The organism is Planosporangium spinosum (assembly GCF_049999945.1).
GTDB classification, from domain to species: Bacteria; Actinomycetota; Actinomycetes; order Mycobacteriales; family Micromonosporaceae; genus Planosporangium; species Planosporangium spinosum.
On the sequence record NZ_JBLYUB010000010.1, the window covers coordinates 199,239 to 213,055 of the forward strand.

At 71.9% G+C, this 13,817-nt stretch carries 12 protein-coding genes and 2 pseudogenes; 5 read left to right on the top strand and 9 right to left on the bottom strand.

The features are described 5' to 3' along the window. Positions 1 to 135: 135 nt before the first annotated feature. From ACNTMW_RS16180 to ACNTMW_RS16205, 6 genes and pseudogenes are all read right to left on the bottom strand, one after another. Positions 136 to 702: a GtrA family protein gene (locus ACNTMW_RS16180; RefSeq protein ID WP_426634429.1), complete on the bottom strand. Its 567-nt coding sequence runs from the start codon at positions 700 to 702 to the stop codon at positions 136 to 138. Between the two features lie 75 nt (positions 703 to 777). After that, a complete protein-coding gene (valS, locus tag ACNTMW_RS16185) occupies positions 778 to 3,300 on the bottom strand; it encodes a valine--tRNA ligase (protein WP_426634431.1) in 2,523 nt (840 codons plus the stop codon). A gap of 76 nt (positions 3,301 to 3,376) precedes the next feature. Next, entirely contained in the window at positions 3,377 to 5,236 is a 1,860-nt protein-coding gene (locus tag ACNTMW_RS16190; RefSeq protein ID WP_426634433.1) for an ABC transporter ATP-binding protein, read from the bottom strand. Beyond that, positions 5,235 to 7,038, bottom strand: a pseudogene (locus ACNTMW_RS16195) (ABC transporter ATP-binding protein); the annotation flags it as partial. The gene ACNTMW_RS16190 and the pseudogene ACNTMW_RS16195, both read right to left, overlap by 2 nt. A 146-nt stretch (positions 7,039 to 7,184) precedes the next feature. Continuing rightward, positions 7,185 to 7,691 carry a methylated-DNA--[protein]-cysteine S-methyltransferase gene (locus ACNTMW_RS16200; protein WP_426634435.1) on the bottom strand — a complete coding sequence of 169 codons (507 nt, stop codon included), beginning with the start codon at positions 7,689 to 7,691 and terminating at the stop codon, positions 7,185 to 7,187. Between the two features lie 26 nt (positions 7,692 to 7,717). Then, on the bottom strand, positions 7,718 to 9,184 hold the full coding sequence (locus tag ACNTMW_RS16205) for an AlkA N-terminal domain-containing protein (protein ID WP_426634436.1): 1,467 nt from the start codon (positions 9,182 to 9,184) through the stop codon (positions 7,718 to 7,720). Positions 9,185 to 9,265: 81 nt separating this feature from the next. Here ACNTMW_RS16205 and ACNTMW_RS16210 point away from each other — a divergent pair, with 81 nt between their 5' ends. Both ACNTMW_RS16210 and ychF read left to right on the top strand, forming a co-directional pair. Beyond that, a complete protein-coding gene (locus tag ACNTMW_RS16210) occupies positions 9,266 to 10,039 on the top strand; it encodes a maleylpyruvate isomerase family mycothiol-dependent enzyme (protein ID WP_426634437.1) in 774 nt (257 codons plus the stop codon). Between the two features lie 158 nt (positions 10,040 to 10,197). Further along, positions 10,198 to 11,283, top strand: a complete 1,086-nt coding sequence (gene ychF / locus ACNTMW_RS16215) for a redox-regulated ATPase YchF (RefSeq protein WP_426634439.1) — start codon at positions 10,198 to 10,200, stop codon at positions 11,281 to 11,283. Here the strand turns inward: ychF and ACNTMW_RS16220 are convergent. Then, positions 11,273 to 11,644 carry a tyrosine-type recombinase/integrase gene (locus ACNTMW_RS16220; RefSeq protein WP_426634441.1) on the bottom strand — a complete coding sequence of 124 codons (372 nt, stop codon included), beginning with the start codon at positions 11,642 to 11,644 and terminating at the stop codon, positions 11,273 to 11,275. The genes ychF and ACNTMW_RS16220 overlap by 11 nt on opposite strands. 41 nt (positions 11,645 to 11,685) lie before the next feature. Between ACNTMW_RS16220 and ACNTMW_RS16225 the strand changes: the two genes are divergently transcribed. From ACNTMW_RS16225 to ACNTMW_RS16235, 3 genes are read left to right on the top strand one after another with little or no spacing between them, the layout of a single operon-like run. Next, complete coding sequence (locus tag ACNTMW_RS16225; protein ID WP_426634443.1) at positions 11,686 to 12,189, top strand: hypothetical protein; 504 nt, start codon at positions 11,686 to 11,688, stop codon at positions 12,187 to 12,189. Then, positions 12,186 to 12,656, top strand: a complete 471-nt coding sequence (locus ACNTMW_RS16230) for an NUDIX domain-containing protein (protein ID WP_426634445.1) — start codon at positions 12,186 to 12,188, stop codon at positions 12,654 to 12,656. Before ACNTMW_RS16225 ends, ACNTMW_RS16230 begins: the two co-directional genes overlap by 4 nt. Before the next feature lie 57 nt (positions 12,657 to 12,713). Then, positions 12,714 to 13,190 (top strand): HAD family hydrolase, encoded by a 477-nt coding sequence (locus ACNTMW_RS16235; protein ID WP_426634446.1) that lies wholly within the window; start codon positions 12,714 to 12,716, stop codon positions 13,188 to 13,190. Positions 13,191 to 13,304: 114 nt separating this feature from the next. On the opposite strand, the gene ACNTMW_RS16240 is transcribed toward ACNTMW_RS16235, so the two are convergent. Together ACNTMW_RS16240 and ACNTMW_RS16245 are read right to left on the bottom strand one after the other, a co-directional pair. After that, entirely contained in the window at positions 13,305 to 13,688 is a 384-nt protein-coding gene (locus ACNTMW_RS16240; RefSeq protein ID WP_426634447.1) for a GNAT family N-acetyltransferase, read from the bottom strand. A gap of 12 nt (positions 13,689 to 13,700) precedes the next feature. Beyond that, positions 13,701 to 13,817 (bottom strand): annotated as a pseudogene (locus ACNTMW_RS16245) (IS5/IS1182 family transposase); the annotation flags it as partial.

The following is a 13,817-nucleotide window of genomic DNA, read 5'->3' on the forward strand; positions in this document are numbered from 1 at the left end:
GCGGAGGTGGTCGACGGCGGTCGAGTCACGGTCGAGATGCTGCGCCGGGAACTGGACGACGGGCCGAGCGCGGGGAGTGCCCTGCTGCGGCTGGCACTGACCGAGGTGGCGCCAGGACGCGGCGGGACGGCGTTATTACGCGGCGTCGACCCGATCGTCGGCGCCGCTACGGGCCGGAGCCGGAGCCGGGGCCAGACGGTTCGCGCGGTCCGGCCGGACGTTCTCGTGCGGGAACACCCACCGGCGGAACGCCCACAGGCGGAACACCATGCCGAGCAGCGTGCCCACGATCATGCCGGAGAAGAAGTCGGCCACCTCTTGGGCGGGGCGCGAGATGGTCGGTACCTGGAGGTGGAACACGTACCGCGACATCAGCAGCGGCAGCACGGTCAGCCCGACGGCGACCAGGCTGACCAGGAAGAACAGCGTGGCTTCGTGGTGACGGCGACGACCACCCCGGGTACGGAACGACCATTCGCGGTTGAGGACGTAGGACAGTGCCGCGCCCAGGACCGTCGCGATGGTCAGTGCGGTGGCTGGCCGGGTGGTGAGGACCGTGAGTTTCAACGAGTAGTTGACCACGGCGGTGAACAGGTAACAGGTGCCGCCGACCAGGAGAAACTTGACGACCTCCCGACGCTCGATCAGTGCCGTGCGAAGTGGGCGCGGCACCAGGGTCAGCAAGCGATCGGTCAGAGACACGGGACGGACTATACCGTCCGGTGTCTCTGACCGGGGGACGGCCGGTAGCCATCCCCCGGTCCCGCCCTCTGCCGGTCAGAACGCGCAGGCGACCACGAGCGATTCGGTCCGCCCGGGTAGGACGTCGACCCGGTCGATCGCGCCGGCCGCGCGCAGGTCCTCCTCGGCGAGCGCCAGCAGTTCCAGGTCGCCCGCCGGCCCGCGCACCTCGGCCAGGGGCACCGCCGTCTTCATCGACACCTGTCGGTCGGATTTGGCCCGGCGCACCTGGTGCAGCGCCTCACTGGTGACGGCGAGCACGGTGCGGTCACCGACCGCACCGGCCAGTTCCCGTACCGACGGCCACGGCGCCAGGTGCACCGAGCCGTACCGCCACCAGGACCAGACCTCCTCCGTCACGTACGGCAGGACCGGCGCGAACAGGCGCAACTGCACCGACAGCGCCAGTGCCAGCGCGGCCCGCGCCGACGGTGACCCGCCGTAGGCGCGGATTTTCACCAGTTCGATGTAGTCGTCGCAGAACATCCAGAAGAAGCGCTCGACGGCGGTCAGGGCCGCGGTGTGGTCGTACCCGTCGAGGGCGGCCGTGGTGTCGTCCACTGTGGCCGCGAGCGCGGCGAGCAGCGAGCGGTCCAGCGGCTCGGTCACCGCCACGACACCGGCCCGGAGCGCCTCGGCCGCCCCGAGACCGAGCACGAACCGCGACGCGTTGAGCAGCTTCGTCGCCAGCCGTCGGCCGATGCGCAACTGGGCGGGGTCGAACGTGAGGTCGGTGCCGGGCCGGCCGTTGGCAGCCCAGTACCGCACCGCGTCCGAGCCGTACCGCTCCAGCGTCTCGTTCGCAGGGTCGGCCCCGGACGTCTTCGACATCTTCTTGCGGTCGGGGTCGAGGATCCAGCCGGAGACCACCGCCGTGCGCCAGGGCAGCGCCCCGGCCTCCAGGTGCGAGCGCACCACGGTGGAGAACAGCCAGGTACGGATGATCTCGTGTGCCTGCGGCCGGTGGTCGAACGGGAACACCCTCTGGTACAGGTCCGGATCCCGCTCCCAGCCCCCGGCGATCTGCGGGGTCAGCGACGAGGTGGCCCAGGTGTCCATGACGTCCGGGTCGGCCACGAACCCGCCGGGCCGGCCGCGCTGCCACTCCTCGTACCCCTCGGGCGGCTCGGACGCCGGATCGACGGGTAGCCGCCACTCCGGTGGGGTGAGCGGGCTGCCGTAGCCGACCGACCCGTCGGCGCGCACCGGGTACCACACCGGGATCGGTACCCCGAAGAAGCGCTGCCGGCTGATCAGCCAGTCCCCGGTCAGGCCGCGCACCCAGTGGTCGTACCGGTGGCGCATGTGCTCGGGCACCCAGCGCAGTTCCTCGCCGCGCTCCAGCAGCTTCTCCCGCAGGTCGGGGTCGCGGCCACCGTTGCTGATGTACCACTGGCGTGACGTCACGATCTCCAGCGGCAGCTCGCCCTTCTCGTAGAACTTCACCGGATGGGTGACCAGGACCGGCTCGCCGACCAGGTCGCCCCGCTCGGCGAGCAGCTCCACGGTCCGCCGCCGGGCCTGGGTCACCGGGCGGCCCGCGACCTCGGCGTACGGCTGCTCCGGCACGCCCGGTGGCGGGTCGGCCAGCAGCCGCCCGTCCCGGCCGATCACGGCACGGGTGTCCAGTTTCAGGTCACGCCACCAGGCCACGTCGGTCACGTCGCCGAACGTGCAGACCATCGCGATACCCGTACCCTTGCCGGGGTCGGCGAGCGGGTGGGCGTGCACCGTGACCGCCACGCCGTACAGCGGAGTGTGGACGGTCCGCCCGACCAGGGCGGCGTACCGGGCGTCGTCGGGGTGGCAGACCAGCGCCACGCAGGCCGGCAGCAGCTCCGGCCGGGTGGTGTCGACGAGCACGTCGGCGCCGTCGGGGCCGCGGAAGCGCAGCCGGTGCATGGCGCCCGGCCGTTCCCGGTCCTCCAGCTCGGCCTGGGCCACCGCGGTGGAGTAGGTCACGTCCCACAGCGTCGGCGCCTCGGCCAGGTACGCCTCGCCGCGGGCGAGATTGCGCAGGAAGGCCCGCTGACCGGCCACCCGGGCGTTGTGGCCGATCGTTGTGTACTGGTACGACCAGTCGACTGACAGGCCGAGCCGGCGCCACATCCGCTCGTACGCCTTCTCGTCCTCGGCCGTCAGGCGCTCGCACAGCTCGATGAAGTTGCGCCGTGAGATCGGCGTCCACCCGCCGGTCGGGGTGAAGTCCGGGTCGTACGGCAGCGACGGGTCGCAGCGGACCTTGAAGTGGTTCTGCACCCGCCGCTCGGTGGGCAGCCCGTTGTCGTCCCAGCCCATCGGGTAGAACACCGCCTTGCCGCGCATGCGCTGGAAGCGGGCCACGATGTCGGTGTGGGTGTACGAGAACAGGTGCCCCATGTGCAGGGCGCCGGATACGGTCGGCGGAGGGGTGTCGATCGCGTATACGCCCGCCCGGTTCCTCGACCGGTCGAACGCGTACGTGCCCTCCTCCTGCCAGTGCCGCGACCACTTCTCCTCGATGCCGTCCAACTGGGGACGGTCGGGGACGCGGTGCGCGGTGTGCTCCGTATCCGTCATGCGCAGATGGTAGTGACGGCAGGTGGGCCGCGCCGACCGGTTTTTCCGGCGACCGGCCGGCGCGGGTGTGGTCGGGTCAGACGAGGCTGTCGCGCCACTGCTGGTGCAGCGTCGCGTACCGCCCGCCGCCGGCCACCAGCACGGTCGGTGGGCCGTCCTCGACGACCCGGCCGGCGTCCAGCACGAGCACCCGGTCGGCGATCTCCACGGTGGACAGCCGGTGGGCGATCACGATCGCGGTCCGGTCGGCGAGGATCGTCCGCAGCGCCCGCTGGACCAGCCGTTCCGACGGGATGTCCAGCGACGACGTGGCCTCGTCGAGGATCAGGACCGCCGGGTCGGCGAGGAACGCCCGGGCGAACGCGACGAGCTGGCGCTGCCCGGCCGACAGCCGGCCGCCGCGCTTGCGCACGTCCGTGTCGTACCCGTCGGGGAGCGCCCGGACGAACCCGTCTGCGCCGATCGCGCGTGCGGCCGCCTCGATCTCGGCCCGGCTCGCGCCGGGGCGGCCGAACCCGATGTTGTCGGCGATGGTGCCCGAGAACAGGAAGTTCTCCTGGGTGACCATGACGACGGCGCGGCGCAGGTCGGCGTCGCTGATGTCGCGCAGGTCGACGCCGTCGAGCGTGACCGCGCCGGAGTCCGGGTCGTAGAAGCGCGAGACCAGCTTCGCGATCGTGGACTTGCCGGCGCCGGTGGCGCCGACGACGGCGACCGTCTGGGCGGCCGGGATGTGCAGGTCCAGCTCCGGCAGCACGGTACGGTCACCGCGGTAGGCGAACCGTACCCGGTCCAGCCGCAGGTCACCGCGGGCCGCCGGCAGCGGCACCGGACGCGCCGGCTCCGGTACCGACGGCGGTTCGTCGAGTACCCCGGCGAGCTTCTCCAGGGCGGCGGTCGCCGACTGCAGCGAGTTGTAGAACTGGCTCAGCTCCTGCATCGGTTCGAAGAAGCGGCGCAGGTACAGCAGGAACGCGGCGAGCACGCCGACCTCGGCCTGCCCGTGCAGTACCCGGTACCCGCCGTAGGTGAGCACGACCGCGATGGTGACGTTGCCGACCAGCTTGATGCCGGGGGAGTAGATCGCGATCAGCCGGTTCGCCTTCAGGTTGGCCGCCCGGTAGTCGTCGTTGACCGCGTCGAAGATCTCCTGGTTGCGGGACTCGCGCCGGAACGCGTGCACCGCGCGCATGCCGCCCATCGACTCGACGAAGTGGACGATCACCAGGGCGACGGTCTCCCGGGTGCGCCGGTACGCCCGCGCCGAGGCCCGCTGGAACCAGCGCGACAGCGCCAGCAGGAACGGGAACGACGCCAGCGTGACCAGGGCCATCGGCCAGTCGAGCCAGAGCAGGATCGCGGCGACCGAGACCACCGACAGGCCGGCGAGGACCAGGTCCTCGATGCCGCCGTCGAGCAGTTCGCCGATGGAGTCCATGTCGCTGGTCAACCGGGCCACCACCCGGCCGGACGTGTACCGCTCGTGGAACCCGACGGAGAGGCGTTGGAAATGGTCGTACACCCGGCGCCGCAGGTCGAGCAGGATCGCCTGGCCGATCCGCCCGGACAGGGCGAGGAAGCCGCGCTTGGTGACGTACTCGGTCGCCGCGGCGGCGGCGAACGCCACCGCGACGGCGACCAGCACGCCTGCGTCGTGACGACCGCCGGTCAGCGGCGGGATGCCCCGGTCGATGCCGAGCTTGACCAGGTACGGACCGGCCATCGAGGCGGCGTTCTGGAGCAGCAGCAGCGCCACGGCGAACCACAGCGCCCGGCGGTGCGGGCGCAGCAGCGAGCCGAGCAGTCGGCGGCTGCTGGCCCGCAGCCGTACCACCGACGCGGAGTCGGACGACTCCGCCGCGGTGCGCTCGGCGTCCTCGTCGGGCGCGACCCCGCGCCACTGGCTGACGTCGACCGACCCGGGCTGTGCGGTCACGCCGGCACCTCCTCGTCGATGGCGGCCTCGTCGATGGCGGCCTCGGCCTCCGCCGACAGCACGCTGCGGTACTCGGGGACGGTGGCGAGCAGTTCGGAGTGCGTACCGACGCACGCGATCTCGCCGTCGAGCAGCAGCGCCACCCGGTCGGCGAGGGCGACCGTCGACGGCCGGTGCACCACCAGCAGCGCGGTCGTACCGCTGAGCACCCGGGCCAACGCCTCCTCGACGAGCGCCTCGGTGTGCACGTCCAGCGCCGACAGCGGGTCGTCGAGGACCAGCACGCGGGGCCTGCCCAGGACGGCGCGGGCCAGCGCGAGGCGCTGCCGCTGGCCGCCGGAGAGCGACAGGCCCTGCTCGCCGACCCGGGTGTCGAGCCCCCACGGCAGTTCGTAGACGAACTCGGCCTGGGCCACCGCGAGCGCCTCGGCGATGTCGTCGTCGCTCGCGCCGGATCGACCGAGCGTGAGGTTCTCCCGCACGCTCATCGAGAACAGCGTCGGCTCCTCGAACGCCACTCCGACGACGCGCCGCAGCGAGCTGAGCCGGTGGTCGCGCACGTCCCGGCCGTCGATGGTGATCCGGCCGCCGGTCACGTCGTACAGTCGGGGCACGAGCGACACCAGGGACGTCTTGCCGGAGCCGGTCGCACCGACGATGGCCATCGTCTCGCCGGGCCGGACGTCCAGGTCGACGCGGTGCAGGACGGGCACCTGCGTGCCGGGGTAGGCGAACCGCACCCCCTCGAACCGGACGTGGCCGGCGACGTCGCGCGGCGTCACGGCGACCGCCGCGGGATGGTCGACGATCGACGGCTCGGTGTCGAGCACCTCGTACACCCGGTCGGCGGCGGTCATCGCCTCCTGGCCGTTGGCGATGATCCAGCCGAGCGCGTCGATCGGCCAGACCAGCATCACCTGCAGCGACACGAACGCGACCAGGCCGCCCAGCGACAGCGCGCCGCGGGACACCTCCAGCGCGCCGACGACCAGGACGATCGCGAGCGTGACGTTGGGGATCAGGTCGAACTGTGACCAGGTGTCGGCGAGCATGCGCGTCTTGGCGACGGCGGTGTCGTGGACGCGCTGCGCGCCGTCGGCGAACAGGGCGCCCTGGTGGCGGCGCCGGCCGAAGGACTTGATGACCCGGATGCCCTGCGCCGACTCCTCGACCTGGGTGGCGAGGTCGCCGAGCTGGTCCTGCATCCGCCGGGACGCCGCGAAGTACTGCCTGGTGAACCGCCGGCTCACCAGGAACAGCGGCACCGCGCTCGCGGCCACGAGCAGCCCGAGCGGCCAGTGCAGGTGGATCAGCAGCGCGACCACCGTGACGTAGGTGGCCAGGTTGACGACGAGGAAGAGGAGCCCGAACGACAGGAACCGCCGGATCACCGACATGTCGCTGGTCGCGCGGGACAGCAACTGGCCGGACTGCCACCGGTCGTGGAATGCGATCGGCAGCCGCTGGAGGTGCGCGTACAGGTCGCGGCGCAGCGCGGCCTCCATGCCGAGCGCGGACGCGGACTGGGTCCAGCGCCGGATGAAGATGAGCACCGCTTCGACCAGGCCGAGCGCCAGCGCGAGCGCGCCCAGTTGGAGCAGGCCCGCCGGGTCGCCGTGGCGCACCGGTCCGTCGACGACGCGGCGCACGACGAGCGGTACGACGATGCCGGCGCCGGTCGACGCGAACGCGGCGACCAGCAGCCAGATCATCTGGTTGAGGTAGGGGCGCACGTAGTGGCGGATCCGCCACAGGTTGCGTAGCCGATGAGGGGTGTCAGGGGGATTGTCAGCGGCCGGCACGCCTCGAAGCTACCGGCGGGGTCCGACGTTACCCACCGCTTTTCGTCATATGATGATCTTGGTTCGTTCGCCCGCGCGGCCCTCGTCGGCGCGGATAGGATCGGCGGTGACAGGCGCGATATTTATCGGAATCCCGCCGCGTTCTCCTAGGCCGCGTTCGTCTCCGCCTCGTGGTCGAGCAGCCAGCGCTTCACCGGCAGCCCCCAGCGGAACCCCCCGAGCGTGCCGTCCGTGCGCAGGACCCGGTGGCACGGTACGAACAGCGCTGCCGCGTTGCGCGCGCACGCCTGCGCCGCCGCCCGTACCGCGGCCGGCCGCCCGGCCAGCGCCGCGAACTCCGTGTACGTCACAGGGCGGCGCACCTGCCGGAGCGCCTGCCACGCCTGTTCCAGGAAGACGCCGGAGCGCTGCCGCACCGGCACGTCGTCGACCGCCGCGACGTCGCCGTCGAGGTAGGCCAGCACGGCCTTGGTCACCGGGCCGAGGTCGGCGCGCGGCTGCGGCCGCGACCGTGGTCGCAGGCTCGCGTGTACGACCGACGCCAGCAGTTCCGCGTCGGCGGTCCAGCCGCTGGCCAGTACCGTGTCGTCGCCGGCCAGCAGGATCGTGAACGGCCCCGGCGGGGTGTCCATCGTGGACGTGTACCAGGTCATCGGTGCCTCCGTCATGTCTGTCTCTGTCATGCGTGTCGCCACAGTCTGATCAGCGCGTACGACCGCCACGGCCGCCAGCGCGCCGCGTACCCGGCCAGCGCGTCCGGTCCGTCCGGGAGGCCCAGGGCCGCCGCGCCCCGGCGTACCCCCAGGTCGGTCGGCAGGAAGACGTCCGGGTCGCCGAGCGCGCGCAGCGCGACGTAACCCGCCGTCCAGGGCCCGATGCCGGGCAGCGCCAGCAGCTTCGTCTCGGTCTCCGTACGGTCGGCGCCGTCGTCGAGGACGAGATCGCCGGCCGCCACGGCGGCGGCCAGCGCCCGGATCGTGCGCCGGCGCGCATCCGGCATCGCGAACGCCCCGTCCGGCGCCTCCGCGACGGTCGCGGCGTCCGGGAACAGCAGGTGGGGCGCTGTTGCCTCCCGCGTTCCGTCCGGCGCGGGGGAGGGTTCGTCCGCGGCGGGGGAACATTCCCGTACCAGCGTCCCCAGGACCGTGCGGGCGGCGGCGACGGACACCTGCTGGCCGACGACCGCCCGGACGGCGAGTTCGAAGCCGTCCACGGCGCGCGGCAGGCGTACCCCCGGCTCGGCGCGCACCGCCGACGCGAGCGCGGGGTCGGCGGCGAGCGCGGTGTCCACGGCCTCGGGGTCGGCGTCCAGGTCGAGCAGGCGGCGGCAACGCGCCACGGCCGGGGCGAGGTCGCGGACGTCGCGCAGGCGCAGCGTGGCGTGGAGGTAACCGCCGTCCGGGGCCAGGGACACGGCGGCGGGCCCGTGCGGCAGGCGCAGCGTCCGGTGGTAGCCGTCGGCGTCGATCGCCTCGACGCCCGGGATCGCGCGGGCGGCCAGGAACCCGAACAGCGCGTCCGCGTGCAGCGGCGACCGGTACGGCAGGCGCAGCGTGATCGTGCCGGGAGCGGTGGTGGCGGTCCGGTTCCCGGCGGTCCGCAGCGCCGACGGCGGCCGCCCGTACACCTCGCGGATCGTGTCGTTGAACTGCCGCACGCTGCGGAACCCGGCCGCGAACGCGATCTCGGCCAGCCCGAGGTCGGTCGTCTCGACCAGGATCCGCGCCGTCTGCGCCCGCTGCGCGCGGGCCAGCGCGAGCGGGCCGGCACCGAGCTCGGCGTGCAGGATCCGGTGCAGGTGCCGTTCGGTGTACCCGAGCCGGCTGGCCAGGCCGGGTACGCCGGCCCGGTCGACCACCCCGTCGCCGATCAGGCGTACGGCCCGGGCGACCACGTCGGCCCGGTTGTCCCACTCCGGCGAGCCGGGCGCCGCGTCCGGCCGGCAGCGCAGGCAGGCGCGGAAGCCCTCGCGCTGCGCCGCGGCGGCCGACGGCAGGAACCGGACGTTGTGCCGTTTCGGCGTGACCGCCGGGCAGGACGGCCGGCAGTAGATCCGGGTCGAGGTGACGGCCGTCACGAACCGGCCGTCGAAGCGCGGGTCCCGGCTGTCGACCGCCCGGTAGCACCGTTCGAAGTCCAACTCCACGAGTTCGATCCTGCCTGGCCGTCCAGCAGGGTGCTCGCGGTTTTCGGACCTGACCGTACGGGATTTTGGCACCCTGTTCCGGTGCGTGTCGATGGCATGCTGGCCGGTATGCGGATCGCTGATCACATCGCCGTCCTCGACCATGACGGCAGGAGACTGGCGGATGTCGCCGAATGGGCCGGCCTCGACCTGTGGGTACCCACCTGTCCCGGTTGGCGCCTGCGCGACCTGCTGGTCCACCTCGGCGGCGTGCACCGGTGGGCGACCGCGTACGTGACGACCGGGAGATCCGAGCCGTTCACCCGCGAGGAGCGGGCCGGGATCATCGGCGCCGCCCCGGAGCACGACCACGACCTGGTGACCTGGTTCCGCGAGGGGCATCGGACGCTCGTTGACGCGCTGCGGCGCGCCGACGAGACGATGACCTGCTGGACGTTCCTGCCCGCACCGTCGCCGCTGGCGTTCTGGGCCCGCCGCCAGGCCCACGAGACCGCGATCCACCGGGCGGACGCCGAGTCGGTGATCGCCACCGTGCCGGAGTGGGAGCCCGGCTTCGCCGCCGACGGCGTCGACGAGCTGCTGGGCGGCTTCTTCACCGGCCCACGGGTCACCGTCACGGCGGATCCGAAGGTCAGCATGGCGGTGGCGGCGACCGACACCGAGGCGGCGTGGACGCTCGTCATCGGCCCCGACAGCCGCCGCATGGTCCCCGACCGGCACCCGGCGGACCTGATCGTCGTCGGGCCGGCGACCGACCTGTACCTGCTGCTGTGGAACCGGCCGACCTCCGATCGGCTGGACCTGCGCGGCGACCGGGCCGTCCTCGCCCTGTGGCAGGACCAGGTCAGAATCTGATCCTCACGCGTACAACCTCCGGGGCAGCCGGGCCCGTCAGGTGGGTGGGGCACACCGAGTGCGGTTGCGGCGACGAGTGCGGTTGCGGCGGCGAGTGCGGTTGTGGCGGCGAGTGCGGCTGCGGTCGCGCCCGTCGCCGCTGCGTAGACTTGCTCGTCGTGAGTCTCAGCATCGGTATCGTCGGCCTGCCCAACGTGGGCAAGAGCACCCTGTTCAACGCGCTGACCAAGAACGACGTGCTCGCCGCGAACTACCCGTTCGCCACGATCGAGCCCAACATCGGCGTGGTGGGCCTGCCTGATCCGCGGCTGGAGAAGCTGGCGGAGATCCACGGGTCGCAGAAGATCCTGCCCGCGCCGGTGTCCTTCCTCGACATCGCCGGCCTGGTCCGCGGCGCCTCGAAGGGGCAGGGCCGCGGCAACGCCTTCCTGGCCAACATCCGCGACGCGTCCGCGATCTGCCAGGTCGTCCGCGCGTTCAGCGACCCCAACGTGGTGCACGTCGACGGCAAGGTCTCACCCGCCGACGACATCGAGACGATCAACACCGAGCTGATCCTCGCCGACCTGCAGACGCTGGAGAAGGCGATCCCGCGGCTGGAGAAGGAGGCCAAGCTCCGTAAGGACCGGACCCCCATGCTCGCCGCCGCGAAGGCCGCCGCTGAGCTGCTCAACAACGGCACGACGCTATACGCGGGAGCCAAGGCCGCCGGCATCGACACCGCTGAGCTGCGGGAACTGCACCTGCTGACCGCCAAGCCCTTCCTGTACGTGTTCAACGTCGACGAGGAGGAGCTGGCCAACGAGGAGTTCCTGGCCGAGCTGCGCGCCCTCGTCGCGCCCGCCGAGGCGGTCTTCATGGACGCCAAGGTCGAGTCCGAGCTGATCGAGCTGCCCGAGGACGAGGCCCGTGAGCTGCTGGAGTCGATCGGCCAGCACGAGCCCGGCCTGCACCAGCTCATCCGGATCGGGTTCCGGACGCTGGGGCTCCAGACGTACCTGACGGCCGGCCCGAAGGAGACGCGGGCCTGGACGATCCCGATCGGCGCGACCGCCCCGGAGGCCGCCGGGGTGATCCACTCCGACTTCCAGCGCGGGTTCATCAAGGCCGAGGTCGTCGCGTACGACGACCTGATCGCCGCCGGGTCGATGGCCGCCGCGAAGGCCGCCGGCAAGGTGCGCATCGAGGGCAAGGAGTACGTGATGCAGGACGGCGACGTGGTGGAGTTCCGCTTCAACGTCTGAATCGGCGACGTTTCGGCTGTTCACGGTTGGGTCCTGGTCCCGGGGCGCCGGACCACGCGTCGTCGATGGCCCGGCGGGTGCGCGGTTGCGGGTCCGGCATCAGGTGCCCGTACGCCGACAGCACGAGGTTCGCGTTCTCGTGCCCCAGCCGTTCCGCGACCACGATGACCGACTCGCCTTGGGCGAGCAGCACCGACGCGTAGTGGTGGCGGAGGTCGTGGGTCGTCGCCTGCTCGGGCAGGCCGGCGGCGGCCACGGCGGCACCGAAGATCCGCGTGCCGTAGTAGTCGTGCCGGTACGGTCCACCGAACCGGGCGGTGAACAGCGTCCCGCCCGCCGCGGGTGGGTACACCTTGGGCATGTCCTGTTTCCCTTCACGTTGTACAGACGGCGAGGAGCGCCGTGCCCGCCAGCGACTCACCGCGTCGAGGCTGGCCAGGTGCCGCCTCAACCCGGTCGTTTCTCGCCGCCGCTGACGAGGCAGCCCGCCGACTCGGACACGACGCCAACCACCTGTGGACCGCGTTCGGGCCCACCAACGTCGCCATCCATCGCGTAGCCGCCGCCACCGAACTCGGCGATGTCCAGGTCACCATCGACCTCGGGCCGAACCTCGACATGTCCGCCCTGCCGATGGAGCGCAGGGTCCGCCATGCCCTCGAAGCCACCCGCGCCTACAGCGCCTGGAACCGCGTCGACGAGGCGCTAGCCACCGTGCTCGACGCCGAACGCCCCGCACCTGAGCAGGTTCGCTATCACGTCCTCAGCAGGCAGCTCGTCCTGTCCTGGATCCGCCGGCAGCGCAGCCGACCACCCTCAGCTCTCATCGACCTCGCGCGCCGACTCAACGTCCGTCCTCGACTGACCGGGAAGGCGATCATCGCATCGCTTAATCTGCCTGTGTGACGGCTCCCGAACCGCCCCCGATGGCCCGTCCCCGCGTCGCCGCCGGTGCTCTGTTCACCGACGACGCCGGTCGCGTGCTGCTCGTCCGCCCCACCTACAAGGACTACTGGGAAATCCCCGGCGGCTACGTCGAGCCGGGCGAGTCACCCCGCATCGCGTGCCTCCGTGAACTCAGGGAAGAACTGTCGATCAGCCCGCCCGTCGGCCGGCACCTCGTCGTCGACTGGGCACCCGCAGAGGGCGAGGGCGACAAGCTCCTGTTCATCTTCGACTGCGGGACGCTCCCGCCCGGCAGTCTTGCGGACGTGCGGCTTCAACAAGAAGAGCTTTCTGACCTCCGGTTCGTGCCACCGACCGAACTCGACCGGTACGTGCCCGGCCGGCTCCTTCGTCGGCTACACACCGCCCTCAATGCCAAGCGTGACGGGCAGGCCGCGTACGCAGAACACGGCGATAGCCGGTTCTGACTTGACGCTCAGGCTGTCCGGAGTCGTCTGGATCACCCTCGCCCAGGAGTTCACGCCATGACCACGCCCGACGACCCGCTGGCCCGCAACCGGGCACTGCTGCTGGACTTCGACGGCCCGGTCTGCGCCGTGTTCACCGGCTACCCGGCCGCGACCGCCGCCGCGCGGCTGCACGCCGTCATCGGCGACCGACTCGGCCACCTCCCGCCCGACATCGCCGAACTGGCCTCCCATCCGCTGGGCATCCTGCGCCGTACCGCCGACCTCGGCGACGACGAGCTGACCCGGGCGGTCGCCGACGCCTGCCGGGACGCCGAGCTGACCGCCGTCGCCACCGCAGCGCCCACGCCCGGCGTGGTCGACGTCCTGCGCGCCGCCCGTGACAGTGGCTGCCCGGTCGCCATCGTCAGCAACAATCACGCCGACGCGCGTCGAGGCATTGCGGCCGGGTGCCCCCTTACGAGGTTGTTGGTGCAAACCTGTGCCGCGGCTGACCGTGTCCGAGATCCGGCGCCTGTTTACCAGGCTGTTTGACACCCCTGGCACGGCCGCAGGCGTGTGCTGCGCTGATCGACCTGGCGTATGCGGCACCAGAGGCGGCCCACTACCGGCGACGCACCGGATTCAGCGCCGGCTCGTAGCTGCGGTTTACGGGTCACCCAGTCGGCGCCACAGGGCACGGGTGTGCACCAGGGCGAAGCCGAGACGTTGCAGGTTGGCCTGGCTCGGGGAGCCGAACGCGGTGGTCACCACCACCGACTGCCTGGACATCGCCGCCGCGTCCTGCAGGCGACGCCGGATCAGGGCGCTTTGACATCCGTGGCCCCGCATCCCGGGCAGCGTCGCGGCGCCGGCAAGATACGAGTGCTGCCCCGTCGTGTACAGCCCCGCGGCTGCGGCCGGGCGCCCGTCGAGAAAGGCCAGGTACCGGCGCAGGTGCGGCGACCGGTGCTCGATCGTCATCATCGCCCGCTGGATCTGCGCCGCCTGCCCACCCAACTCGTATCCCTCGAACAGGGTGTCGAGGTACACCGTGAGCTGATTTCATCCTGACTCGCGCTGCTCCTCGATGAGTTGGAGGAGCGTGATCGCGGCGAGGATTGGGGTGGCTCGTCGCGGGCAGCAGTGGAGTTTGGTCAGGACCTTCCACGTCTTGAGGGT